This is a genomic window from Bacillus sp. FJAT-49711 (genome assembly GCF_018343715.1).
GTDB lineage: Bacteria > Bacillota > Bacilli > Bacillales > Bacillaceae_C > Lederbergia.
Window position 1 is genome coordinate 1,136,316 of sequence record NZ_JAGYPL010000002.1, and the last position, 26,997, is coordinate 1,163,312.

The 26,997-nt window shown below is 40.2% G+C and carries 19 protein-coding genes; 18 read left to right on the forward strand and 1 reads right to left on the reverse strand.

Annotated elements, in window-relative coordinates; translation table 11 throughout:
* Positions 1–428 precede the first annotated feature (428 nt).
* The 15 genes from KHA96_RS12865 (at position 429) to KHA96_RS12935 (ending at position 21,784) form a co-directional block, all read left to right on the forward strand.
* On the forward strand, positions 429–1,310 hold the full coding sequence (locus tag KHA96_RS12865; protein WP_213129661.1) for a carbohydrate ABC transporter permease: 882 nt from the start codon (positions 429–431) through the stop codon (positions 1,308–1,310).
* A complete protein-coding gene (locus KHA96_RS12870) occupies positions 1,307–2,131 on the forward strand; it encodes a carbohydrate ABC transporter permease (RefSeq protein ID WP_213129662.1) in 825 nt (274 codons plus the stop codon). The genes KHA96_RS12865 and KHA96_RS12870 overlap by 4 nt, the downstream gene beginning before the upstream one ends.
* 194 nt (positions 2,132–2,325) lie before the next feature.
* Complete coding sequence (locus KHA96_RS12875; RefSeq protein WP_213129663.1) at positions 2,326–4,071, forward strand: glycoside hydrolase family 2 protein; 1,746 nt, start codon at positions 2,326–2,328, stop codon at positions 4,069–4,071.
* A gap of 528 nt (positions 4,072–4,599) precedes the next feature.
* Entirely contained in the window at positions 4,600–5,625 is a 1,026-nt protein-coding gene (locus tag KHA96_RS12880) for a glycoside hydrolase family 43 protein (RefSeq protein WP_213129664.1), read from the forward strand.
* Positions 5,626–5,638: 13 nt separating this feature from the next.
* A complete protein-coding gene (locus KHA96_RS12885; RefSeq protein ID WP_213129665.1) occupies positions 5,639–6,715 on the forward strand; it encodes a glycoside hydrolase family 172 protein in 1,077 nt (358 codons plus the stop codon).
* A gap of 131 nt (positions 6,716–6,846) precedes the next feature.
* A complete protein-coding gene (locus tag KHA96_RS12890) occupies positions 6,847–8,649 on the forward strand; it encodes a glycoside hydrolase family 2 protein (RefSeq protein ID WP_213129666.1) in 1,803 nt (600 codons plus the stop codon).
* Between the two features lie 342 nt (positions 8,650–8,991).
* Positions 8,992–10,389 (forward strand): extracellular solute-binding protein, encoded by a 1,398-nt coding sequence (locus KHA96_RS12895; RefSeq protein ID WP_213129667.1) that lies wholly within the window; start codon positions 8,992–8,994, stop codon positions 10,387–10,389.
* A gap of 280 nt (positions 10,390–10,669) precedes the next feature.
* On the forward strand, positions 10,670–13,642 hold the full coding sequence (locus tag KHA96_RS12900; RefSeq protein WP_213129668.1) for an extracellular solute-binding protein: 2,973 nt from the start codon (positions 10,670–10,672) through the stop codon (positions 13,640–13,642).
* A gap of 14 nt (positions 13,643–13,656) precedes the next feature.
* Complete coding sequence (locus KHA96_RS12905) at positions 13,657–14,631, forward strand: carbohydrate ABC transporter permease (RefSeq protein ID WP_249315510.1); 975 nt, start codon at positions 13,657–13,659, stop codon at positions 14,629–14,631.
* A 3-nt stretch (positions 14,632–14,634) separates the two neighbouring features.
* Positions 14,635–15,498, forward strand: coding sequence for a carbohydrate ABC transporter permease (locus tag KHA96_RS12910; RefSeq protein WP_213129669.1), 864 nt, complete (start codon positions 14,635–14,637; stop codon positions 15,496–15,498).
* 12 nt (positions 15,499–15,510) lie between these two features.
* Positions 15,511–16,980: a hypothetical protein gene (locus KHA96_RS12915; protein WP_213129670.1), complete on the forward strand. Its 1,470-nt coding sequence runs from the start codon at positions 15,511–15,513 to the stop codon at positions 16,978–16,980.
* The gene (locus tag KHA96_RS12920; protein WP_213129671.1) at positions 16,977–17,591 is read left to right on the forward strand and encodes a YIP1 family protein; all 615 of its coding nucleotides are present in this window, start codon (positions 16,977–16,979) and stop codon (positions 17,589–17,591) included. The genes KHA96_RS12915 and KHA96_RS12920 overlap by 4 nt, the downstream gene beginning before the upstream one ends.
* Positions 17,592–17,603: 12 nt before the next feature.
* Positions 17,604–19,928 carry a DUF5696 domain-containing protein gene (locus KHA96_RS12925; RefSeq protein WP_213129672.1) on the forward strand — a complete coding sequence of 775 codons (2,325 nt, stop codon included), beginning with the start codon at positions 17,604–17,606 and terminating at the stop codon, positions 19,926–19,928.
* Positions 19,929–19,930: 2 nt separating this feature from the next.
* Positions 19,931–20,782, forward strand: coding sequence for a carbohydrate ABC transporter permease (locus KHA96_RS12930; protein ID WP_213129673.1), 852 nt, complete (start codon positions 19,931–19,933; stop codon positions 20,780–20,782).
* Between the two features lie 18 nt (positions 20,783–20,800).
* A complete protein-coding gene (locus tag KHA96_RS12935) occupies positions 20,801–21,784 on the forward strand; it encodes a carbohydrate ABC transporter permease (RefSeq protein WP_213129674.1) in 984 nt (327 codons plus the stop codon).
* Positions 21,785–22,115: 331 nt separating this feature from the next.
* Here the strand turns inward: KHA96_RS12935 and KHA96_RS23545 are convergent, their stop codons facing one another.
* On the reverse strand, positions 22,116–22,721 hold the full coding sequence (locus KHA96_RS23545; RefSeq protein ID WP_213129675.1) for a DUF624 domain-containing protein: 606 nt from the start codon (positions 22,719–22,721) through the stop codon (positions 22,116–22,118).
* Between the two features lie 255 nt (positions 22,722–22,976).
* On the opposite strand from KHA96_RS23545, the gene araB reads away from it, so the two are divergent.
* From araB to araA, 3 genes are all read left to right on the forward strand, one after another.
* Positions 22,977–24,647 (forward strand): ribulokinase, encoded by a 1,671-nt coding sequence (gene araB / locus KHA96_RS12945; RefSeq protein WP_213129676.1) that lies wholly within the window; start codon positions 22,977–22,979, stop codon positions 24,645–24,647.
* Positions 24,648–24,662: 15 nt separating this feature from the next.
* Positions 24,663–25,358, forward strand: a complete 696-nt coding sequence (gene araD, locus KHA96_RS12950) for an L-ribulose-5-phosphate 4-epimerase (RefSeq protein ID WP_213129677.1) — start codon at positions 24,663–24,665, stop codon at positions 25,356–25,358.
* A gap of 149 nt (positions 25,359–25,507) precedes the next feature.
* Positions 25,508–26,992 carry an L-arabinose isomerase gene (gene araA / locus KHA96_RS12955; protein ID WP_213129678.1) on the forward strand — a complete coding sequence of 495 codons (1,485 nt, stop codon included), beginning with the start codon at positions 25,508–25,510 and terminating at the stop codon, positions 26,990–26,992.
* Positions 26,993–26,997: the final 5 nt, after the last annotated feature.

The window sequence follows — 26,997 nt, forward strand, 5'->3', positions numbered from 1 at the left end:
ATTTGAAGTACCAATTTCACTAGGTGAAATTTGAAGTACCAATTTTACTAGGTGAAATTTGAAGAGCTAATTTCACTAGGTGAAATTTGAAGTGCCAATTTCACTAGGTGAAATTTGAAGAGCTAATTTCACTAGGTGAAATTTGAAGTGCCAATTTCACTAGTTCTTTCCTCACCGTGTTTCTTTTATCTCTGCCTGCGGCCGAAAAAAGGAACGTCGACTAAAACCGCCACGTCCTGTGGCAACGTCGACGGACCCGCATCCTGCGGGCCTGTACGTTGATAATCAGGCGCTTCCGTTTTGTACTTGCTTACCTACTTTCGGTGCTCATTGTCCTTTTGGCAACTCCGCTCCGAAGAAGGCTTGCACCCCGAAAGACAAGCGTTTTCTACTAGTCTGAAAGTGATCAAGCATTTGGAGGAATAAAGATGAAAGGGAAACTTATAAAAGACTTAAAAGCGATTCCGTTTCTACTCCCGTTTTTTCTTGTTTACGCTGTCTTTACGATTTATCCGATTCTAAAAGGGCTAGAGATGAGTTTTTATGATTGGACGATTATTCGGAAAATGGATTTTATCGCACTTGATCATTATAAAGAATTAATTGTAGATAAAAACTTTTGGAAGTCATTATGGAATACAACCTTGTTCGTTATTTTATCAACACCATCCATGGTTATTCTTGCATTAATATTAGCCTTAATGGCGAATCGGAATTCCAAATTCAAAACCTTTTATCGAAGTACGTTTTTCTTACCTTCCATTTTATCTGTTTCGGTTATTTCTTATATTGCGATTTTTATGCTTCAGCCGTATCAAGGCTTTGTGAATACGACATTACATCTTATCGGAATTGACAGTGAGCCATTTTGGTTAAGGGATACGAATTTGGCCTGGTTTTCTATTGTTGTGGTTACATTATGGTGGACGGTCGGCTTTAATATGGTGTTATTTTTAGCGGCATTGCAGGATATACCAGAAGAATTATATGAAGCGGCAAGAATTGATGGGGGAAAAAGTTCACAATTACTAATGCATATTACTCTCCCTTTATTAATCCCGATTGGTCGTGTCGTTTTGCTGCTGCAAATTCTTGCCTCTTACAAAGTTTTTGCGCAGATTTTATTAATAACCGGCGGTGGACCGGGAGCTGCCACACGACCTCTAATCCAATATATTTACGAAATTGGTTTTAAACAAAATAATTTAGGTTATGCGGCAGCCTTATCATACGCCTTATTTGTCATTTTGCTCATCCTATCTTTGATTCAGATGAAAGGGAATATGATTCAAGGAGGGGCTTCAAGATGAGTAAAAAGAAAACACCGGCTCATTATACGCTATCTGGTATTTCACTCATAACCGCCATTTTATTCATTATTCCTATTTTGTGGATGTTGTTTGTGTCCGTGAAACCAGAAGGAATAGGAGTTTCAAATGTAATCGGATGGTTCATCCCGCCTTACACTGTGGAAAATTATACCCATGTTTTGTTTGATACACCTGTTTTAAGGTGGTTATGGAATAGTTTAATCGTGGCGCTTATATCGACGGCTTTGACCTTATTTGTGACGTCACTCGCCGCTTTTGCCATTTCAAAAATGCAATTTCGTTATAAAACTTTCATCTATGTGTTCTTTTTGGCCGGCTTAATGGTGCCTGGGGAAGCGACAATAATCCCGCTGTATCAAATTATAAAGGATATGGATCTGTTAGATACATATACGGGTCTCATTATTCCGGGAATTGCTTCTCCGCTAGGGGTCATCATTTTAAAAAGTTTTTTTGATGGGGTCCCGCAGGAATTGATTGAAAGTGCAAAAATGGATGGATGTTCACTCGTGCGAATCTATTTAAATATTGTTCTCCCTCTTGCAAAGCCGGCCCTTGCTGCGATTGGCATTTTCACTTTTATTGGTTCATGGAATAACTTCTTATGGCCGTTTTTAGCTATTATGTCAGAGGATTTATTTACGTTGCCAGTTGGGATTCCGCAGTTCAATTCCGTGTATTCAGTTGATTACGTATTACCAATGACGGTTAACGCCGTTGCATCCATTCCTGTCATTATCGCTTTCCTGATCTTTGAAAAACAGATTGTCAGAGGAATTAGTTTTACTGGAATAAAATGAGATGTAGATTGCCACAGTAATTGAACTGTGGTCTTTTAAATATTTTTAATAGATTTTAATAATTTCATTACAAAAATACTTGATGTATTACAATTAATCTTGTAATATCTAGAATGAAAGCGCTATAATAACTTAAAACAATGTAAGTGTTACTAAGAAAACGGTAATTTATATATAAAGGAGAGAGTTTATTCGTGAATACTACTTCGATTCCACGGCCGGAATATCCACGGCCGCAAATGGTAAGACCTGACTGGATAAATTTAAATGGAAAATGGCAGTTTGACATGGATCATGGAAAAAGCGGGAAGCAAAGAAATTGGTTTGAGACAGGACATGATTTTTCTAACAGTATCGTTGTGCCGTTTTGTCCAGAAAGTGAATTATCTGGCATAGGCTACACGGATTTTATGGCAGCTGTTTGGTATAAGAGGCAATTTATTGTCCCTGATGACTGGCAGGGCAATCGTATTTTGATTCATTTCGGTGCCGTTGATTATGAAACGGAAGTGTGGATTAATGGGCAGTCGGCAGGAAAACATAAAGGCGGTTATTCTTCTTTTTCATTTGATATTACCAAGTTTATTTCAAGCGGAGAAAATATTGTGACGGTTTGTGCAGAAGATGATGTGAGATCAGGTATGCAGCCGAGAGGGAAACAAAGTGGATTATATTATTCCCATGGTTGTGATTATACGAGAACGACGGGAATTTGGCAGACGGTTTGGTTGGAATGTGTGCCAGAAACGTATATTTCGAATGTGAAATATTATCCAGATCCGGATAATCAAAGTATTCATATTGAAGCAGAATTAAAGGGAGATTATGAGGATCAACTAATACTTGCGGCGTCAGCAAGTTTTGAGGGAAAAGCGGTTGGCCAAAATCAAGTTAAAGTTTCTGGTCAAAAAGCAAGAGTTACTGTTGAACTTTCCGAGAACCATTTATGGGAGCTGGGAAATCCGAGATTGTATGATTTAGAGCTTCGTATTTTAAAAGATGGGAAAAAGCTTGATGCTATCGAAAGCTACTTCGGACTTCGCAGCATTAAATTGGATGGAATGGCTTTTAAAATAAATGATCAATCTGTTTTTCAGCGACTTGTCCTCGACCAAGGATTTTATCCAGATGGTATTTATACGGCTCCAACGGATGATGCACTCCGGAAGGATATTGAGCTTTCCATGGAGATGGGCTTTAACGGGGCGAGATTGCATGAAAAAGTATTTGAACCGAGATTCCTATACTGGGCTGATAAGCTTGGTTATCTTGTTTGGGGAGAACATGCGAATTGGGGATTGGATATTACGACACCTACTGGGCTCGAGAGATTTTTACCGGAGTGGCTTGAAGTCGTCGAACGAGATTTTAATCACCCAGCATTAATTGGTTGGTGTCCATTTAACGAAACATGGGATTTAGATGGCAAAAAACAAAATAATGAAGTATTGCGTATCGTTTATTCCGTCACGAAACAAGTAGATCCGACTCGCCCAGTCATTGATACGAGTGGAAACTTCCATGTTGAAACAGATATTTATGATGTTCATGATTACGATCAAAATCCAGAAACGTTTGCGGCAAGATATGAGTCGATGAAGCAAGGGGGAGAAGTGTTTACAACCTTTGCAGATAGACAGCAGTATGGTGGACAGCCTTACTTTGTCAGTGAATTCGGTGGGATTTGGTGGAACCCGAACCAGAAGGATGAGAAAGGTTGGGGCTATGGAGATAGACCAAAATCTGAGGAAGAGTTTTTAAGCAGATACGAAGGACTCGTTTCTGTCCTCTTGGATAATCCTTATATGTTTGGATTTTGTTATACGCAGCTATATGATATCGAGCAGGAAGTAAATGGGCTATATACGTATGATCGAAAACCGAAGTTTGACCCTGAAATTATCCGCAGCATAAACTCCCGCAAAGCAGCGATTGAATAAGGCAAGCGAAGGAAACATGTTAATTGACGTGTCGGTCTGCAGGAAGTGGGGCTGATGACGTCTACGTAGGGATGTGGCGGTCGATATTAGTATAGGTATTTTGCTCAGTAGTAGACCGCAATTAAGACGTAATTCCCAGCCAAATTGAGGATTTGTGAATTTTCGTCGAGAATCAGATCGTAATTCTCGATCAAATCAAATCTATGTACTATTTTATCGAGAAATAAGGCGTAATTCTCGATCAAATGGAAGCTTTGTTAATTTTCGTCGGGAATCAGACTGGAATTCTCGATGAAATCGAATCTTTAAACTATTACATCGAGAAATAGGGCGTAATTCCCGACCAAACCGAAGCTCTGTGTATTTTCATTCAGAATCAGAGATCACCATTCCTGACCAATTCGAATCCTTGCCGAAGCTGGGCAGTGAATGCTTAAGTTCATAAATGAAGATTTAAAAACGAATTTCTTTCTTTACCATTTAAGAAAGGGGGGGGCAGCCTTTTGGAACTGTCCCCAAAGTAAAAACATGAAAAAGATTGTTAGTCTCGGAGTTTTACTGAGTTTGATAGGGGTGATTTTGTTGGGCTGCACGGATAAAAAAGAACTCAAAACTCTTGTCTATACGAATCCAGTCGGAGGCATGAACCATATTGGTGATCCGTTTGTTCTGAAATCAGATGGTAAGTATTATATGTACGCAACATCTGAACCAAATTTTGGTTATAAAGTGTGGCAGTCTCCTAATCTCGTGGACTGGGAAGAAAAAGGAATGGCATATGTTCATTTCGATCAGCCGGAAAAATGGGCAACAGGTGACTTTTGGGCTCCTGAAGTAGTTGCATACAATGATCAGTTTTATATGACGTATAGTGCTCGTAATATGGAAGGGCATTTACAAATTTCCATTGCCGCAAGCAACGATCCGCTCGGTCCCTTTACAGATGTGAGTACTCAAATTATTAAGCAAGCAGGCTCTTATATTGATGGCCATATTTTTATAGATGATGATGGGACGCCTTTTCTATATTATGTGAAGGATTGTTCCGAAAACATCATTAATGGGAAGCATGTCAGTCAAATTTTTGTGCAGAAGATGAACGATGATTTGACGGAAGTATTAGATGAACCGCAATTTTTAACAGAACCGGATGCAACGTGGGAAAGGCCGTATGATGAGTATCAATGGAATGAAGGGCCCTTTGTGCTAAAGCAAGATGGAATTTATTATTTGATGTATTCGTCTAATTATTTTGCAAGTCATGATTATAGTGTCGGGTATGCTACAGCGGCAAGTCCTTTTGGCCCATTTGAAAAAGCGATTGATAATCCAATTTTGACGAAGGATCTTTCTCAAGGCATTTCAGGACCAGGACATAACAGTGTTACGGTCGGACCTGATGACGAGACACTTTATATCGTTTACCATACGCATACGATTCCAGATGCGCCGAGTGGAAATCGGCAAATGAATATTGACCGTCTTTATTTTGAAGACGGCAAGCTTAAAGTGGATGGGCCTACTTCTACGGAGCAGGAAATCAAAGTGAAGTAAGGGAGGAAATTCTATGTTTAATGGACTTGGAATGAGCCTTGGCAATTTGTCGAGACTGTCGAAAGCGAAAACGAGATCGATTAGTGCGGAAAATTTTACAGGTGAAAAAGGGAAAGGCGGCATGGCGACTGATGGAACTGGAGCTCAGGCAGCCCGGGATCTAGGCCAAGGATGGAAGGTTTCTCCGTCTGTTATTGTAAAAAAGAATTCGACTTTTACGATGGCAAATATTCAAGACTCAGGTGCCATTCAGCATATTTGGCTCACTTGCCACCCGAATCATTGGCGGACATTAATCATTCGCATGTACTGGGATGGAGAGGAGCATCCTTCTGTACAAGTTCCGATTGGAGATTTTTTCTGCAGCGGCTGGTGTGAACGTGCAAATCTAAATTCATTACCGGTCGCAGTGAATCCAGCCGGAGGCATGAACTGTTATTGGGAAATGCCGTTCCAGAAGTCAGCAAAAATCACAGTTGAGAATATCGGAAATGACGATGCGGTTTTATATTATCAAGTTGATTATACGCTGACTGATATTCCAGATGATGCAGCTTATTTCCACGCGCATTGGAATCGAAGCAATCCACTTGCATATAAGGATGTACATACAATTGTGGATCATATTAAAGGGCATGGACATTATGTGGGGACATACCTTGCATGGCAAGTGAATAGCAACGGTTGGTGGGGCGAAGGAGAAATAAAGTTTTTTATGGATGGCGACGATGAGTTTCCGACTATTTGTGGAACGGGTACCGAAGATTATTTTGGCGGCGCATGGAATTGGGAACAACCGCAAGGAGAATATTGTACGTACTCTACTCCTTATTTAGGGATGCACCAGTTAATCAAGCCCGATGGATTGTATCGAAGTCAGCAACGCTTTGGTATGTATAGGTGGCATGTAATGGATCCGATCCGATTTGAAGAGGATTTAAAAGTAACAATCCAAGCACTTGGCTGGCGGTCAGAAGGAAGGTATCTGCCACTTAAGGACGATATTTCATCCGTTGCTTTCTGGTACCAAATAGAACCGCATATTCCACATCCTTCCTTACCAGGAAAAGATGAGTTAGAAGTGATATAAAGTAGGCTATTTTCCAAAAGTTAAAAGCCTAGTAAGGTAGATTGGCAGTTCATATGAAAGTAACAGCTTATTTCCCTGTTGTAAATAGAGGAAAAGAGCCTAAAAGTATATTGATTAAAGGAGCATGCATCATGGTATATAGACAAGAATATCCGAGGCCGCAGTTGGTTCGGGAAGATTGGTTGAATTTAAATGGAGAATGGGATTTTGCTTTTGACCGCAATAATGTTGGAATGAAGGAGAAATGGCATGAAAATGCAGATGCTTTTGATCGCAAAATTAATGTTCCATTTGCCTACCAAACGAAATTAAGCGGTATTCATGACCCGTCGTTTTGTGACAATGTATGGTACCGGAGAAGTTTTTCAGTTCCGGAAAACTGGGGAGATAAGGCTGTTATAATTCATTTTGGTGCGGTTGATTACCGAGCATGGGTTTACGTAAATGGTAAGCTGGCCGGCTTCCATGAGGGGGGACATACGTCATTTTCTTTTGATATTACAGACTGCCTGACTCGTGGAACAGAGGAAATTGTCGTACGAGTAGAGGATCCTTCTACAGACGAAACAATTCCAAGGGGCAAGCAATTTTGGAAAGAGAAATCAGAGGCCATCTGGTACACGCGGACAACAGGAATTTGGCAAACAGTATGGCTTGAGCCTGTGAGTGAAACGCGTATTTCAAGGCTGCGATTTACTCCAAATATTGACCAAGGTGATATCCTCATCGAATTTGATGTGTTAGGAGATTATCAAAATACAAGAGCAGAGTTTGACATTACGTTAGAAGATGAAAAAATCGCTAGTAATTCACATGTCGTCACTGCTTCCTACAATAAACATTTAATTCATTTATACCAGCAACAAATTTTCCGTACAGGATTTCACCGTCATGGCTGGAACTGGACACCGGAAAATCCTAAATTATTTGATATAAAAATTCGATTATTCGATGAAAAAGGCAATGAGCTAGATAAAATACAATCGTATTTTGGGATGCGGAAAATTCATACTGAAAACGGAATGATTTATTTAAATAACCGTCCTTATTATCAAAAATTAGTGCTGGACCAAGGCTATTGGCCAGATGGACTTTTAACAGCACCAACGGATGAAGATTTGAAAAAAGATATCGAGCTAACAAAGGAAATGGGTTTTAATGGCTGTAGAAAACATCAAAAGGTAGAAGATCCTCGTTTCATGTATTGGGCCGATAAACTTGGATTCCTCGTATGGGGCGAATGCGCGGCATCACCATATTTTAGCGAAAATGCTGTTGCACGCCTCACAAAAGAATGGCTTGAAATTATTGAGCGTGATTATAATCACCCGTCATTAGTCGCATGGGTTCCAATCAATGAAAGCTGGGGTGTTCCGTTCATCAATCATGATAAGCAACAGCAAAACCATTCCCTTGCAATGTATCACTTAATTCATTCACTTGATTCGACAAGACTCGTCATTTCCAATGATGGGTGGGAGCTAACAAAAACAGATATTTGTGCGATCCATAATTACAACCATGGAGGTAAGGATGAAGTCGCAAAATATGAATATTATAAGGATTCACTAGCGACAAAAGAGAGTATTCTTAAATCACAGCCAGCCCACCGCAATATTTATGCAGATGGCTTTAAGCATGAAGGAGAACCGATTTTATTAACTGAATTTGGAGGCATCGGATTCAAAGTAGGGGAAGATGCGGGATGGGGATATACATCCGTGAAAACAGAAGAAGAATTTGTTGAAGACTATAAGCGTGTTATGGAAGCTGTCTACTCTTCTAAAATACTGCATGGCTACTGCTACACCCAGTTAACGGATGTTGAGCAAGAAATTAATGGATTACTTACTTATCAACGGGAACCGAAATGTGATCTTAAGAAAATAAGAGATATCAATCAAGTGTGGCATAGGCAGATTGTAGAAAACTAGATTCATAGGGGGGAGACTCCCCCTATGTAATTGTTGTTCGGACAAATGAAACAAAAGTTTAAAAAAGAAAGAAAAATATCGAAATTGCAATTGACATGTCCGAACATGTAGGCTTATTATAAAAGCATACGCAATCACTTTTTTCATTAAATTTACTTTCGACGAAAAGAAAGCGTTTTATTTCCTAGAATATCGCCTTTCACAAAACTTATTCGCGATTTTTAGTAGAAAAGCACTAGAACATGTACGTATGAATTATTGTTTTTTGAAAGGGGGAGATAGAAAAGGGTGAGTATAGTAGATTCGTATTATTTGTAAATTTTAAATAAGGGGGAGAATGTATTGAAAAAAAGCGTAAACGTGCTCATTTTTTTACTAATGCTTATGCTCGTTTTAGCAGGATGTAAGAGCGGTGGAAATCTCGCCACTAATACTCCCGAAGATTCAAACAGCAAAGGAAATAGTAATAGTGGAGAAGAAGTAAAAGAGGAAGATCCAGAAGAAGATCCCTTGAAGCCGGTTTTCGATTCTTCTGTGGAAGGGTCAGTTACCTTCTGGACGTGGACTGCAGATATTTATGTAGATATTGTAAAAGAATTTAATAAAGTTTATCCAAATGTAAAAGTAGAAGTAGTAGGCTTAGATTTTGGTGATTTGCATGACAAGTTGCAAACGACGCTGGCAGCTGGAAGTGGATCGCCTGATGTAGCACAAGTTGAACAAGGGCAGTTTGGCCGTTATGTAGTAGGAGATCTGCTTGAAGATTTACTTCAGCCACCTTACGATGCCGGGCGCTATAAAGATTTGAATTCAGAATATAACTGGGAGCGCTGGAAATCTGTTGACGGAATAAAACTTCTTGGGATGCCGTGGGATGTTACTCCGGGTGTATTCTATTACAGACAAGATTTATATGAACAAATGGGTCTGCCAAGCGATCCTGAAGAACTTGGTGAATTCATTAAAGATCCAGACAACGTACTAGCAGCAGCAAGAACATTTGCAGCAAATGGAATTTATATGTTTGAATGGCGTGACTCTCCAGCTATTCAGTACGGGGACGCCTTAGGATACTATGATAGTGATTATAAGTGGCTTCGAAATGATGAGAAAATGGCTGAATTACTCGATTTTGTAAAAGAAGGAAACCAATTAGGATGGGCTCCGCAAATGTCAATCCTTGGAAGTGATGAAGGAAAGCAGTTAGTTAACCAAGGAAAAGTTGCTTCTTTCCCTGTAGGAAGCTGGGGAGCGCGTGAATTGGCTAACGTTTTTCCAGAACAGGCTGGGAAATGGAGAGCAACAACAATGCCGCTTGATTTAAAAGTTGGTCTTGGTGGATCGACATTTGTTATCCCTTCACAAGGCGAAAACAAAGAGGCTGCATGGGCGTTTGTTGAATGGATGAATACAGCGGAAGAATCATGGAAAGTATTTGTCGAGCATTCTGTACAACCAGGCTGGAATCATATTACCGCTATGCCTTGGTATCAAGAGCATTCAAATGAGTACCTAGGTGGGCAAAAAGATTATGCATTATATGATACAATCGCTGCAGAAATTCCAGTGCGCAGGCTTACACCTTTTGATGGTCAAGCTTGGCCAATTTATATTGATAGAGTAGCAAAAGCGATTGATGAAAATATTGATTCTAAAACTACTCTCCAACAAATTGAAGAAGCTGCAGAGAAGGAACTTGGTCCTGAAATTGAAAAATTAAAGGCGGATATGGGTAACTAACAAATTTGGGCTGTCCTTACGATTTTAATAGATGAGTAGGACAGCCCTTGATTTAGAAGTCAACTCAACAAATTAAACAAAACCTTTTAAACGATATTTATATTAGTTCCTTACACAAGATTGCTTATCGATAAATGAAATTAGTCCTTTTCTAATGAAAAGTCAACATCGGGCAAGTTAGCCGAACTTTATCTCAGTCAATGGAACTGAATTTTGTCAGTTGATGAACAAATGCTCACACTTTTCTTGCAGAAATGAAACGAAACTGGGGGAGGCTTCCGTGAAACGATTGCTTCGAAAATATGCAGTTAGCATAACCGTTATTGTTGTCATCATTGCATCAATTATAATATGGAATCAATCCCGGGGGTATAATGACGCGGCGATGGCAATGATTCCAGAATATGATGACGTTGAAGAAAGATCTATATTAGCTGATGAAGATATTCAAAGTAAGTTGGAACCATCCTTTTTTGAATATTACGATAACCATAACTTAGCTGGAGCTTCGGACTCCACTGGTTTTGATATGACAATTGCTTCAACTGATTATTCGGCAATTAGTCAGGATGATGTTGAAATTAATACAGGTCTTGGTGAACCGTTTGACAAGGCTGTTGCACTTATAGATCAAAAAGGTTGGATAGAGTATTCCTTTACTGTTCCGGAAGATGGCTATTACCAAATGGGAATGAGTTACTATGCATTACCTGGAAAAAGGGCTGCAGTTGTCCGGAGTTTGCAAATCGATGGGGAATACCCATTTTTTCAAGCTAAAAAGCTAACTTTCCAACGGATGTGGAAAGAAAAAAATGAAACTTGGTTTGATAATCAAGGAAATGAATTTAACCCGAGCCGTGAGGAAGTACATGGTTGGCAATACAAAGAGCTGCGTGATTCCGAAGCGAAAATTGCAGAGCCTCTTCGTTTTTATTTGACGAAGGGTGAGCATACACTTCGTATTGAAGCTGTACGTGAACCAGCTGCCATTGGTGAGATTCGCATCTATTCACCGATTCATTATCCTGCATATGATGAAATGTTAAATACATATACAGAGAAAGGATATAAAGAAACGAAAGGTGTACAAGTTAAAATTCAGGCGGAACAAGCGATATTACGATCTGATCCTACATTGAAGCGAATTGAAGACAGGGAGCCAATTACTGAACCTTTTAATCCGAAATCGATTGTGTTAAATACATTCGGTGGTGATGGTTGGAGAAATGGGGAACAGTGGGCTGAATGGGAATTCGAAGTGCCTGAAAGTGGTTTGTACAATATCGGAATGCGATATGGCCAATGGTATTTAAATGGAATTCCTACACAAAGAAAAATCATGATTGATAACAAAGTGCCGTTTCAAGAAATGAATGGAGTTCTTTTTCCTTACAAGCAAGAGTTCCAAGTAATGAAATTAGGAAATGAAAATGAAGAATTTTTATATTATTTGGAAAAAGGCAAGCATACGATTCGAATGGAAGTGCAAGTTGGCAGTTTAGGACCAATGATGGAATCGATAAGGGTGACGACGAATAAATTGTCGCTTCTATATAGAGAAATCATACGTGTTACAGGGACAAGCCCGGATCCTAATGCCGATTGGAATTTGGAGAATAATATTACGAACCTTGTGCCGCGATTACACATACTGGCGCGGAACGTAAATGATATCGTTGAATCATTATACGATTTGGGCGTTCAAAAAGGCAGCTCTGATATTAGTACTCTATTAGAAGTACGAAATACATTGCTAAGTATGGCCGAAAATACGGATACGATTCCGGCAAGATTAGATTCCATCAATAACCTTCAAGCCTCTCTTGGTACATGGGTGAATAGTATGAGCCAGCAGAGCTTGCTGCTCGATTATATATTAGTCCAGTCGCCTGATCAAAAATGGCCGCAGCCTGCTGCACCTTGGTACGTGAGAGCAGGAACGAGTGTGAGGGATTTAGGGTATTCCTTTACGAAGGATTATAGTGGGATCGGTAATCTGTATAAAGATGAAGAAGTTCTCGACGTCTGGGTTGCACGTGGGCGCGACTGGGTGCAGATCATTAAACAAATGATTGATGAGGATTTTACGACTGAAACCGGGATTAAGGTGAATGTAAACGTCGTACCTGCTGGTCAAATGCAAGTATTGCTTTTAGCCAATACCGCAGGATTAGCACCGGATGTTGCACTTGGAGTTGAAGGTGAAACACCGATTGATTTCGCGGTCCGTAATGCGCTCGTCAATTTAAATGAATACCCAGACTACGAGGAAGTTGCTAGTCGTTTTAGACCAGGGGCACTCATCCCGTATAAATATAATGGCGGAGACTATGCTCTACCTGAAAACCAGAATTTTTATATGCTCTTTTATCGGAAAGATATTATGGAGGAGCTTGGCATAACGGAGGAAGAAATTCCGGATACATGGGAAGAAGTAATGGGGCTCATTCCTACATTACAGCAAAATGGGATGGATTTCTTTTATCCACATGCTCCAAACGATACGAAACTTGCAATCAATGAATTCGCGCCATTTTTATTCCAGCATGGCGGTGATTTATACGATGAAAAAGGAATGATTTCGAAGCTCGATTCACCAGAAGCGTTAAAGGCGATGGAAATGTGGACAGAGCTTTTCACGAATTACAAGATTGAAAAGCAAGCTGATTTCTATAACCGTTTTAGATCGGGTGAAATGCCAATTGGGGTAGCAGACTATTCAACATATATTTTATTATCTACAGCTGCACCTGAATTAACTGGTTGGTGGGGAATGAAGCCAATGCCGGGACTTAAGCAGGAAGATGGAAGAATCAATCGTTCTACAGGTGGTCTAGGGCAGACAGGTATCATATTTAAAGATTCTGATATGAAAGATGAGGCTTGGCAATTTTTAAAATGGTGGACGGGTGCAGATGCTCAGGAAAGGTTCGGGTCTGAATTAGAAGCCCTTCTTGGGGTTGAAGCACGTTGGAATACCGCGAATGTTGAAGCATTAAATAGACTTCCTTGGGAACAAAAAGATTTGGAGGCCATTCTAGAACAATGGGAATGGTTTAGAGAAAGGGAAGTTGTCATCGGTGGGTACTATACAACCCGCCATATCGCGAATATGTGGAATGAAATTGTTTTAAATGGAAAGGTGACCCGTGAAGCGGTCGAAGAAGGAGTGCGGGAAATCAACAAGGAACTCCGGAAAAAACGTGAGGAATTCGGTTTGGAAACATCTGACACCGATCGCCTTGATGAATAAGGGGGCGCACATAAATGGCTATTGAATCAACAACGACTGTAAAAAATGAGGCTCCGATCACTAAAACATCGGGTCCTCCCCTTCCGATGGGGAAATGGAAAAAACTTTGGTTTGATATGAAAAGAAACCGTATGTCTTATTTATTATTAGCACCATTTCTACTCGTATTTACCATGTTTACGATAATTCCTATCATTACATCGGTTATGTTAAGTTTTTCCTATTACAATATCGTGGAAGCCCCAAGATTTGTTGGTCTTTCTAATTACAAACTATTGTTTGTTGATGATGATATTTTCTTAAAAGCTATTGGGATTACGCTTAAATTTGCGTTCGTAACAGGACCGCTCGGCTATGTGTTAGCGTTTTTGCTGGCATGGCTCATCAGTCAAATCCCGCAAAAGTATCGCTTTTTCTATACATTATGTTTTTATACACCATCGATTACGAGTGCGGTTGCGATGTCTGTCGTGTGGCTGTATTTATTCGCAGGTGACCGAAAAGGCTTGTTTAACCACTTTTTAATGCAAATTGGAATATTAAATGAACCTTATTTATTTTTACAAAATGTTGAATCAATTGTTCCGGTTATCATCATTGTATCGTTATGGAGCAGCATGGGAATTGGCTTTCTTGCTTTCCTCGCTGGGTTGCAAAATGTTCCAAAGGATTTATATGAAGCAGGAAAAATTGATGGGATTAGGTATCGCTGGCAAGAGCTATGGTATATTACCCTGCCGTCTGTAAAACCACAACTTTTATTCGGAGCGGTTATGCAGGTTGTATTTTCACTCCAAGTGTTTGATGTGAGTATGCAGCTCGTCGGTATGCCAAGTCCGCTATATGCGGGACATACGATCCTTGCACATTTATATGACTATGCTTTTATCCGCTTTGAAATGGGATATGCTTCTGCGATTGCGGTCATTTTATTTCTTATGATGCTTGGGTTAAATAGACTTATTTTTAGAGTGTTGGGGAGGGAATAGAAGATGAGAGCTGCGGTTTCCCGAAAAAAAACAGATTGGGGAGGAGTTTTTCTTTACGTATTCCTAACCGTTTTCGGTTTACTGATGCTTGCGCCGCTTGTGTATATGGCTTCAACGTCCGTTAAACCAATCAGTGAATTATTCCTGTTTCCGCCAAGGTTTTTTCCGATAAATCCTACTTTAATGAATTTCCGGGATTTGCTTTTAATTACGGGTACATCATTTGTACCATTTTCCCGTTATATTTTTAATAGTGTATTGATCACAGCGGGGATTGTCTTTTTTGGAGTCGTGATTTCTGCTATGGCAGCCTATCCACTTGCCAAACATGAAATGCCGTTTAAAAGTTCGATTTTTAATTTGATTGTGACGGCATTAATGTTTTCGCCAATGGTATTGCAAATTCCGCAATATCTACTAGTCAGTAAATCGGGAATGATGAATACGTACTTTGCGATGATTCTCCCATATTTGGCTGCACCTATCGGTATATTCTTAATGATTCAGTTCCTTAAGCAATTGCCGGATTCTTTAATCGAGTCAGCAAGAATTGAAGGGGCCTCTGAATGGACGATTCTTTGGAAAATCGTGTTCCCGTTGCTAAAACCAGCAATTGCCACATTTGCGCTCTTTAGCTTTGTTCAAGCATGGAATGATCCGTACCCATCAATGATGTATACAACGAAGGAAGAATTAAAGACATTGCCTTTCGCGATTCAGTCCATTAGTGGTGGGGCAGGAGTCATCGCCCGTGTCGGTACACTTGCCGCAGCAAGCTTTTTGATGGTAATACCTACCATTATCGTCTTTACGATTACACAACGAATGGTATTGCAAACAATGGCTCACTCGGGCCTGAAAGAGTAGGGGGGAGAACATTTGAAGACAACGAAACGACTTTGTGTAATGTTGGCAGCTGTCATGATGATGTTGGTTTTGCCAATGGAAGGTTTGGCGGAAGCCCCCTACGAAGGTTATATATGGAATACCGAGGGAAGAGATGTTCATTCCATCAATGGATATGTATATCATGATTCAATTGATGGTGCTTACTTGTCGACAGGGGTTTTTAATAATCCGGAAGATATTTTTATCGCAACGGACGACACCATTTATATTACGGATACGGGTAATAATCGGATCGTTCATTTAGATCAAGACTATGAAGTAATCAAGGTGATTGGCGACCAAGACGGACCAGGGAAGTTAAACGGACCTAAAGGTGTGTTCATTAAGGAAGATGGAACAATCTATGTTGCCGATACGAAAAATCAACGTGTGGCCATTTTTGATGAAAATGGAAAGTTCGAAAAGGAGCTTACTGCACCGACAAGTACACTATTAGGTAAAAAGTTTTCGTATTCCCCCTCCAAGCTTGTAGTGGACAAGCGTGATTACTTGTACGTTGTCAGTGAAGGAAATACGAAAGGCTTAATGCAAATAGACCAAAATGGTGAATTTAAAGGCTTTTTTGGAACGAATGAAGTTGGTTTTAATTTATGGCGCTTTCTTGCACGTCTCATTGCAACAGATGAACAAAAAGCGAAAATGAGGTCCGTACAGCCATTAGCTTTTTCAAATTTAGACCAAGATGACGATGGATTTATATATACAACCACACTTGGAACGGGTGAGAATCAGATTAAGAGACTATCTCCCGTAGGGGTAGATACGTTAAATTCATCTGCAAAGAAGTATGGAGACCTGTTTAGCTACGGTGGAAATATTGAAATCTCTGCCTTTATTGATATCACTGTTAATGAAGATGGATTGATCACAGCACTAAATCTACAGACGAGCAGAATCTATCAATATGATAAATTAGGAAATCTTTTATTCGTATTTGGTGGAACAGGAGAGCAAAACGGGATATTTACCACACCTTCAAGCATCGCCCAGGATTCGGATGGAGTGTTATACGTCGTTGACAAAGGACGAAATCGAATCGATTTATTTAGAACGACTCCTTTTGCCGACCTTGTACATACCGCGTCCAAATTATATGTAGATGGTCAATACGAAGAAGCGAAAGAAATATGGGAAGAAGTCATCCATTTAAATGGAAATTATGATATTGCTTATCATGCGATCGGAAAAGCTCTTTATAAATCAGAGAAATATAAAGAGGCGATGGATTACTTTAAAAAGGCGAGTTCCCGTACAGATTACTCTGCATCCTTCCGTGAATATCGTGTTGAATATGTTCGAGATCATTTTGGTTGGTTTTTTGGAGGGGTGATCGTCTTATTTTTTGGTCTTCGTTTTGGAATTCCGCTTTTGATCAAGCGCATTCGACAAGGTCGCAAGGAAAGACAGACGGCTCTTGAAGGAGAGGTGGAAGCAAAGTGAATACTGTACAGATGATGCGCCAAATCTTATTTAAACCATTAGACTTCTTTTATGAGATTCAGGAGCCGAACCGCTTAAAATGGTCACAAGGATTTATCCTTATCCTATTAGCTTTTATTGCAAGAATGGCATCTCTTCTATTAGTTGGATATGATTTCGAAACGAGAGAGCCGTATCAAATTTCCTATTTACATGAGTTCATTTGGATATTTGTTCCATGGATTACATGGAGTCTGTCCAACTGGAGTGTAAGCACCATTTTAGATGGTGAAGGGAAATTTAAAGAGCTTTTTATCGGCAGTGCTTTTTGTCTTGTCCCATATATCATATTTATTATTCCTATAACTTTAATGACAAATGTTCTCGCATTGAGTGAAGAAACGTTTTATAACTCAGCTACCATTTTCATTTTTTGCTGGGTTGGTCTATTAATTTTAATAAAGGTAAAAGTTTTGCATGACTTTGAAGTCGGAAAGCTTATCATGATTACGTTTTTTACATTGCTCGGAATGGCGATCATTTGGTTTATTGGTATTTTGTTATACGGACTAATCAACCAATTTATTAGTTTTTTCCTAGATCTCTTTAAAGAAATCCGATTCAGGCTATAGGAGGTGGAAAAGTTGTTCCAATACGAAAAGATTAATCGGAAAAACATGTTAATATTCTTCATCTGCACGATGTTAATCTTTAGTTTGTTTCCACAAGGGATTTTTGCAGAGGATGCTGAAAGTGATTCTGCTGCCGAAGCGAATAGTGAGGAGCAGGAAGCGGGTTCTGACGGTGAGAATGCCGAGGCGGCTCCACCTAAAGAAATCGTCATTGTTGAAACAGGAGAATTATATCCTATTACTGCAACGAAAAAGGTAGCGGAAAATGCTTCTTTTGAGCTATATATCGATGAAGCGAACGGAAATATTCGAATTGTTAATAAAAAGTCTGGAATTGAATGGCTTGGAGGGCCACAAGTAGATAAAGGAATTCTCCCTAACAATAAGGCGTTTATCGATGCCCCTGTTCATATTGAATATACAGACGGATCGAGTATATCCCAAACATATACGTTAAAAGACAAGGAAAATGAATTTACAACGTCAGTGATTGAAAACGGCATACGAGTTGACTTTTCGATTAAGGAAATAAAGGTCAATTTTGCGCTTGAATATACACTGACGGACGATGGGTTTGAAGTGACGATTCCAGATGACTCCATTAAGGAATCGGGAACAGTTAGACTTACGAGCCTAGAAGTGATGCCATTTTTCCATGCAGCTGACAGAAAAGTGGATGGAGAAGTGTTTGTTCCGGATGGATCAGGGGCGTTAATGATCGTTAGCGAAAAACATCCACAATATTTTAAAGGATATTCTGAACCTGTTTATGGACCAGATCCTACTTTCGCAATGGAGCTTGGGGATGTTATGGCTCAAGGTTTTACGAGAGGAGCAGCACCTAAAGAAAAAATTGCCCTGCCTGTGTTCGGCATTCATCAAGATAAAACTGGCTTCCTAGGCATTATTACAGAAGGAGAAGAAACAGCTAATATTACAGCTACACCTTCGGGGATAAGAAATATTCCGCTGTACCGTGCAGGAGCAAAGTTCTTTTACAGAAAACAAGATGTCATGTTTATTGGTTCTTCAGGGGCCATACCATTATTCCAAGGACAAAGATTGACCGGAGATCGAAAGGTGAAATACATATTATTAGAAGGTGAAGGGTCCAATTACGTCGGAATGGCACATGCTTATCGAGATTATTTGCTCAAGGAAGCCGGATTGCAAAAACAAGCTGAGCAAGAAGCACCTTTATTTCTTGAACTAGTTGGTGGGATTTTGCGTGATGAAATTATTGGAAAAACATTTATCGACTTGACTACTTTTGAACAGGCGATATCCATGATAGATGATTATGCTGATAAAGATATAAAATCTTTGACCATTACGTTTAAAGGCTGGTCAAAAAAAGGATTGTACGGTAATCAACCAGATCATTTTCCAGTAGAACGAAAGCTTGGCGGAAAAAAGGATCTGGAGGAATTAGCAAATTATGCAAAAAAAGTGGGCGTCACTTTAAATTTAGATGCAAATTATGTCCGGCCATTTCAAGATAGTGATGGGTTGACACCTAGAAAAGATGCTGTCAGAGGAATCGATCGGGAAGTGATGATGAACCCAAATTACCGAGTATCGAGTAGGTTAGGGCATAACGGGCAGCTCTTTTATTTATTAAAACCAAAAAAATCATCTGAGTATGCGTTGAAGGAGGCTTCTTCCTTTAAAGATCTAGGTGTTTCTGGAGTTCATTTAAATCATGTAGGAAACTTGCTTTATACGGATTTAGATAAGCAAAATCCTTCAAGTAGAGAAGATATGAAAGAGACTTGGATCGAAACGATTGATCAATTTAAAAAATCCGTGGATCATATATCAGTAGATTATGGGTTTGGATATTTACTCGGGCGTGTAGATGAGATTCATCAAATACCGATGGATTCTAGTAACTTTGTTTATTTAGATGAAACCGTGCCATTCTATCAAATTGTAATACATGGATTAATTCCATACACTGGAAAACCATCAAATTTGCGTGATGATGAAAGAATTGAATTTTTAAGAGCGATTGAATATGGTGCTTCACCAAGCTTCGAGCTTACGTATAAGCCGACGGATCAATTCAAGCGTACGATGGAAGACAGATTGTTCAGTTCTGATTACTCTTATTGGTTTAATCGATCCGTTGAAGAATATAAAGAAATCAATAGGCTCAAAGAGAACATAGGTGGACAATTGATCGTAAATCATGAACGACTTGCAAAGAAAGTATACAAAACTACGTATGAAAATGGAACGCAAGTGATTGTAAATTACAATCGTAAGGCGAAAACGATTGATGGGCAAACGGTTGAAGGAGAAAATTATACAGTCATTGAAGGAGGGGGGAAATAACCATGAAACTTTCAATGAAAACAAGACATATTATAGAAGGTTATTCTTTTGTTGGACCATGGATTATTGGCTTCTTCCTATTTATGGCTGTCCCGCTTGGCCGCTCCTTTTACTATTCATTAAATAACTTAAAGCCTACTAAGGAAGGGCTTCAAGCAACATTTGTCGGGATGAAAAATTATCGTGATGCCTTCACGACAGACGTAAACTTTTTTCCTTTGTTGCTGGAGACGATGAAGGATATGCTCACGCAAGTGCCGCTCATCCTCATATTTGCGATGTTTTGTGCCATTCTGCTGAATCGAAACGCGTTTGGAAGAACATTTTTTAGAGGGATTTTCTTCTTGCCCGTTATTATTGCCTCGGGTGCTGCACTCAGGAAGTTAATGGAGCAAGGAGCGGCAACATTGCCGATTTTTTACCAATTTGATTTATATAGGCAGCTGAATGCTTTTATTCCGGAAGAAGTTCTCGATCCATTATTACAATATGCGGATGCACTTACACTTGTCATGTGGGATTCGGGCGTTCAAATATTAATATTTTTGGCCGGGCTGCAGACGATATCACCTTCGCTATATGAAGCAGCAAAAATTGATGGAGCGACAGAGTGGGAAGTGTTTTGGAAAATTACGTTTCCAATGTTGATCCCGATGATTTTTGTCAATACATTGTACAGCATCGTAAACTCATTTACGAAACCGGATAATGGAGTTATGAATCATTTATTGAATGTAGTATTCGTATCGAATAACTACGCATATGGTTCCGCCATTGGCTGGCTCTATTTTATCTTTATTTTTATCGTGCTGGGCATCGTATTTCTCATATTCCGCAGAGGGTTGACCAATTAGAGAGGGGGCAGACTTTAGATGGATTTGCCAATCGTTCGTTCCGTTCAAGCTCTTACGAAAAAAGTGGACCATGACAAAAAGGCATTATTAATAAGACAAACAAAGTCAATTATTGGAAATACCTTTTATTACGTTTTGCTATTTAGCTTATCGTTTGTATTCGTTTATCCACTTCTTTATATGATTTCCCAGTCCTTCATGCGTCCTTCGGATGTAGCGGATGCGACTGTCCAATGGCTTCCGAAAGTATTAACGATGCAAAATTATGTGGAAGCATTCAAATCGATTAATTATTGGAACGGATTATTAAACAGCATGTGGATTTCTTTTGGCAGCGCTATTTTACAAATTATTAGCTGTTCCTTTATCGGATATGGCTTCGCACGCTATAAATTTCCTTTAAAAGGGTTGTGGCTTGCCTTGCTTGTCTTTACGTTTTTAGTGCCGCCACAAACGATTGTCGTCCCACTTTATATCTTTTTCAGTGACTTAGGGTGGATCAATACGTTATATCCATTTATTTTCCCAGCAATTTTTGGCTTTGGCTTAAAAGGGGCGTTATTCGTCTTAATCTTTATCCAATTTTATCTCGGCTTGCCGAAGGTTTTGGAAGAAGCAGCAAAAATCGATGGAGCCGGACCATTTCGTACATATTTTACGATTATGTTCCCGTTGGCTAAGCCAGCTATGGTTGTCGTGTTCTTGTTCTCTGTCGTTTGGAATTGGAATGACGTGTTCCAGCCGAATATGTATTTACTCGTACCCGAATACTTCAACCTAGCACAGAACTTAGCGACATTTAATGGAAACGCGAATGCGCAAGGAGTCATTCAAATGCAACAGATGGTCTCAGCGTCAGATGCATTTGGTTTGACACCGACCTTATTAAACCAAATCATGGCGGCAGTCATGCTGACCATTTTACCGATCGTCATCTTGTATTTATTTGTACAGCGGGCGTTTGTTGAAGGGATAGAACGCTCAGGTATCTCAGGGGAGTAGTAAGAAAAGCGGAAGCGCCATGCTCATCGATGTATAGGCCCACAGGATGTGGGTCCGTCGACGTCGCCACAGGACGTGGGGGTTTTAGTAGACGTTCCTTTTTGGACTTCGACTGAGATAAAGGAAACACGACGAGGAACGAGTCGATGTTGACTTATCGTAGGGAGGAGGAAAAGAAGTTTACTAGTCGATAGGCGCTGTAGCTAGACAAAGCAAAGCGGAAGCGCCTGATCAGCTCCGAGAAGCAGAGGTTCTTAGAAACGGTAGTGGTTATTTTTGATTTCGATCCCTTAGCGCTTGCAGCTGGACAATAAGAAAGAGGAATGAATTTTCATTCCTCTATTCTTAACTTTTCAATTTTATTAAATGCGCGGTTGCAAAGTGAAAAATTAATATTGGCCCACAAGCTGAAAATAATCAAACATGTGACGGGGAGATATAGCAGGATGAATAAAAAGATTACTGCTAGGATCATGATTAGAATCGTTGAAGGGAAGTAGACGAGTGATACAATAAATGAATTTTTTAATACATCCCTTAGTCTTAATTGGTAGTGAGTCATAACTGGAAATAAAAAGGTTGTCATGAAAAGGAAAATCAATGCGATAAAAAATAGTGGTACTAATAGAAAAGTTCGCCACTCTGAAGCTGCTTGAATGACGTAAAAGTAGTCGAGATAAAGTAGAAAAGCAAAGGGTATCCACAATAATCCTATCAATAGACTTTGTTTGAAATTCAATTTAAATGCATTTATGAAAGGTTTTACCACCGATACCTCATGCTTCAGTTTCCATTGCCTGACCACACTGAACATGGCAGCGGTTGCAGGGAAAATCGTGATGATGGGAATACAGGATACGATCCATAGAACATTTAAAATAAAGAGATTTGAGATTTTCTCTAACACGATGTAAAATCGGCTGTTTAATATATTCATAGTTTCACCTAAGTTATAAGATTCTGTGATTAAGGTATCACACAATCTAGTAAAAGAAAAGAGTAGATAGACGTACGAGTTAGTGAGAGCTCAAAATATTTAATGATTATCCATTGAAAAACAAAATAAAAATGATAGAATCTAATTAAGGTTATGCGTACAAGTTGTAGAATTTAACCGATTGTACGTATATACATAGTAATATTGAATAAGATGAAGTGATGATTAATTTTACATTGAATAGGGTGATAAACATTGGCGAAATATTCAATTGGAGTTGATTTCGGAACACAATCTGGACGAGCAGTCCTTGTGGAGGTTGGATCTGCACGAGAAGTGGCTACCGCTGTAAAGGAATACACGCACGGTGTCATGGACGAATTTTTACCGGATGGAACTACAAGGCTCGAGGATGATTGGGCATTACAGCATCCGTATGATTATTTGGAAGTGTTAGAGGTAACGATTCCGAAGGTTTTGGAAGATTCGGGAGTGGCGGCTGATGATGTAATAGGAATCGGCATTGATTTTACTGCTTGTACGGTTCTCCCGATTAAGGCAGATGGAACGCCGTTATGTATGATGGATGAATTTAGCGGACATCCACACAGCTATGTGAAGCTTTGGAAGCATCATGCGGCACAAGATGAAGCTAATCGTTTGAATGAGATTGCCGAGAAACGTGGAGAGGATTTTTTACAGCGTTATGGAGGTAAAATTTCCTCAGAGTGGATGATCCCAAAAGTGTGGCAAATATTAAATGAAGCACCTGAAATTTTTGAGGCGGCTGATCAAATCGTTGAAGCGACGGACTGGGTTATTTCGCAGATGACAGGTGAAATAAGAAGAAATAGTTGTACAGCAGGTTATAAAGCGATTTGGCATAAGCAGGAAGGCTATCCTTCAAAGGAGTTTTTTAAGGCGCTTGACCCACGATTGGAAAATGTCGTCGAAGATAAGCTTTCGAATGATATTTACTCGATTGGTTCAAAGGCCGGGGAAGTGACTGAAAAGGCTGCTAGTTTAATAGGTTTGAATTCTGGTACTGCCGTGGCTGTTGCAAACGTAGATGCCCATGTTTCGATACCAGCAGTCGGCATTACGGAACCTGGGAAACTATTGATGATTATGGGAACGTCGACGTGCCACGTGCTGCTTGGTGAGGAAGAAAAAATTGTACCAGGCATGTGTGGAGTTGTAGAAGATGGCGTCATCCCAGGATTTATGGGGTATGAGGCTGGACAGTCTTGTGTAGGAGATCATTTTGAGTGGTTCATCGAAAATGGTGTTCCAGCTAGTTATTATGAAGAAGCGAAAGAAAAGGGAGTTAACATTCACGCATTGCTTACGGAGAAAGCTGAGAGTCTGAAAGTCGGCAAAAGTGGTCTTATAGCTTTGGACTGGTGGAATGGGAATCGGTCAACTCTTGTGGACGCTGACTTAACGGGAGTATTGCTTGGAGCAACCCTTCTGACGAAGCCGGAAGAAATATATCGTGCATTAATTGAAGCAACCGCTTACGGTACACGGATTATTATTGAAGCATTTAGAAATAGTGGTGTTCGGGTTGATGAAGTATATGCATGTGGGGGGATTGCTGAGAAAAATGCTCTCATGATGCAGATTTATTCAGATGTATTAAACACAGAAATTAAGATTTCCGCATCTTCACAAACTCCAGCTCTTGGATCAGCTATGTTTGGAGCTGTGGCTGCGGGCAAAGAGCGCGGCGGATACGACAGTATTGAGGATGCTGCAAAGGAAATGGGACGAGTGAAGGAAGAGACATATCAACCGAACCCAGACAATGTGAAAGTATATGACAAACTTTTTGCAGAATATGAAAGACTATATGACTATTTTGGCCGCGGCGAAAATAATGTCATGAAAAGATTAAAAGATATTAAACTACATGCCTCTAAGTGAACAGGAGGAAATTGCATGCTTGAAACTTTGAAGCAGGAAGTATTGGAAGCGAACTTACAGCTTCCTGTACATGGGTTAGTGACATTTACGTGGGGAAATGTTAGTGGGATTGATCGGGAAAGTGGGCATGTTGTCATTAAGCCGAGCGGAGTCGCCTATTCGGAAATGAAGCTTGAAGATCTTGTTGTAGTGGATTTGGAAGGGGAAATTGTAGAAGGGAATCTGCGCCCGTCTTCCGACACGCCAACACATCTCGCATTATATAAAGCTTTTCCGGAAATTGGCGGAGTTGTCCATACACACTCACCTTGGGCAACGAGCTGGGCTCAAGCAGGCCGCCCGATTCCGGCACTTGGAACGACACATGCCGATTATTATTATGGTGAAATCCCGGTAACTCGTGGCTTAACCAAAAAGGAAATTGAAGAAGCATATGAACTCGAAACAGGCCAAGTCATTATCGAGACATTTCAAAAACTGGGACTCGATCCAAAAGCAATGCCAGGCGTCCTCGTCTCCGGACACGCCCCCTTTAACTGGGGAAAAAACGCAGACGAAGCAGTCCACAACGCCGTCGTCCTAGAAGAAGTTGCCAAAATGGCACTTCACACAATCCAACTAAACCCACAAGTAGGACCCATGGACCAATTCCTACTCGACAAGCACTACCTGCGAAAACACGGTCCCGGCGCCTACTACGGACAAAAATAAATGCGTGCCGGGAGTTGTTTGAGTGCCAGGCACTCAAACAACTCCCGATTAATTCGCACAATTGTAAATAGATAGAATTGTTGCGAAGTTGTTCCGGTGCCTGGCACTCGAACAATTTGAAAGATTATAAATTAGGAAGGGTGAAGTTTATGTTGAAGACGAGGTCTTATGAGTTTTGGTTTGTGACGGGGAGTCAGTTGCTTTATGGGGAGGATGTGCTTGTACAGGTTGAGGAGCACTCTAAAACAATAGCTGCTGGAATTGATGGGGGTGGCTCGGTACCTTATAAGGTTGTTTTTAAATCAGTTGTGAAGGAGTCTGATGCGATTCGCCGGTTGTTTTTGGAGGCGAATGCGGATGAAAATTGTGCAGGGATTATTACGTGGATGCATACTTTTTCGCCAGCTAAAATGTGGATTGCTGGTTTGAAGGCATTAAAAAAACCACTTCTGCACTTACATACCCAATATAATCGCGACATTCCCTGGGACAGCATCGATATGGATTTCATGAATTTAAATCAATCTGCTCATGGTGACCGTGAATATGGTTTTATCGGAGCGAGAATGAATGTGATTCGTAAAGTCGTTGTTGGACATTGGGAAAGCGAAGATGTGCGTAAACGTATTGGCGGTTGGATGGGAACTGCTGTCGCTTTTAACGAGAGTCAACACTTGAAGGTTGCTCGTTTCGGGGACAACATGCGTCAAGTAGCCGTTACTGAAGGCGATAAAGTAGAAGCTCAGATCCAATTAGGATGGACTGTGAATGGTTATGGTATTGGTGACCTAGTACAACTTATCAACGCTGTGACAGAACAACAAGTAGACGAACTAATGACAGAATACGAAGATCAATACGAAATCGCCGCGGAAGGTAAGCAAGATAGCCCAATTCGAGATGCAATCCGCTATCAAGCAAAAATTGAAATCGCTTTAAAAGCATTTTTAGAAGAAGGTGGCTATACAGCATTCACGACTACGTTTGAAGACTTGCATGGGATGAAGCAACTTCCAGGTCTGGCGGTCCAGCGCTTAATGGAACAAGGCTATGGGTTTGCAGGTGAAGGTGACTGGAAAACGGCTGCCCTCGTCCGTTTGATGAAAATAATAGCAGACGGGAAGGGAACTTCCTTTATGGAGGACTATACGTACCATTTTGAGCCCGGAAATGAAATGGTTCTTGGTTCTCACATGCTTGAGGTATGTCCTACGATTGCAGAAACAAAACCGATGATTGAAGTGCATCCACTTGGAATTGGCGATAGAGAGGATCCTGCCCGCATCGTATTCAATGGAGCGAGCGGCCCAGCACTAAATGCATCAATCATTGATTTAGGGCATCGTTTCCGTCTCGTAATCAATGAAGTAGACGCTGTAAAAGTAGAAAAAGAAATGCCGAAATTGCCTGTAGCTCGTGTCCTCTGGAAGCCTCAGCCATCTCTTAGCCAAGGGGCTGAAAATTGGATTATTGCGGGCGGGGCCCATCATTCAGGCTTCTCATACATCGTGACGGCAGAGCAATTAAAAGATCTTGCTGCATTGCTTGGGATTGAATCTGTATTAATTAATAATGAGACAAAGACTCATGCCTTTGAAAATGAACTTCGTTGGAATGAACTTCTCTATAAATAATAACA

Coding starts and splice junctions, on each gene's coding strand:
- KHA96_RS23545 (WP_213129675.1), bottom strand. CDS start 22,721: ATGAATATATTAAACAGCCGATTTTACATCGTGTTAGAGAAAATCTCA.
- KHA96_RS12870 (WP_213129662.1), top strand. CDS start 1,307: ATGAGTAAAAAGAAAACACCGGCTCATTATACGCTATCTGGTATTTCA.
- KHA96_RS12905 (WP_249315510.1), top strand. CDS start 13,657: ATGGCTATTGAATCAACAACGACTGTAAAAAATGAGGCTCCGATCACT.
- araD (WP_213129677.1), top strand. CDS start 24,663: ATGCTTGAAACTTTGAAGCAGGAAGTATTGGAAGCGAACTTACAGCTT.
- KHA96_RS12930 (WP_213129673.1), top strand. CDS start 19,931: ATGAAACTTTCAATGAAAACAAGACATATTATAGAAGGTTATTCTTTT.
- KHA96_RS12935 (WP_213129674.1), top strand. CDS start 20,801: ATGGATTTGCCAATCGTTCGTTCCGTTCAAGCTCTTACGAAAAAAGTG.
- araA (WP_213129678.1), top strand. CDS start 25,508: ATGTTGAAGACGAGGTCTTATGAGTTTTGGTTTGTGACGGGGAGTCAG.
- KHA96_RS12880 (WP_213129664.1), top strand. CDS start 4,600: ATGAAAAAGATTGTTAGTCTCGGAGTTTTACTGAGTTTGATAGGGGTG.
- KHA96_RS12890 (WP_213129666.1), top strand. CDS start 6,847: ATGGTATATAGACAAGAATATCCGAGGCCGCAGTTGGTTCGGGAAGAT.
- KHA96_RS12885 (WP_213129665.1), top strand. CDS start 5,639: ATGTTTAATGGACTTGGAATGAGCCTTGGCAATTTGTCGAGACTGTCG.
- KHA96_RS12910 (WP_213129669.1), top strand. CDS start 14,635: ATGAGAGCTGCGGTTTCCCGAAAAAAAACAGATTGGGGAGGAGTTTTT.
- KHA96_RS12865 (WP_213129661.1), top strand. CDS start 429: ATGAAAGGGAAACTTATAAAAGACTTAAAAGCGATTCCGTTTCTACTC.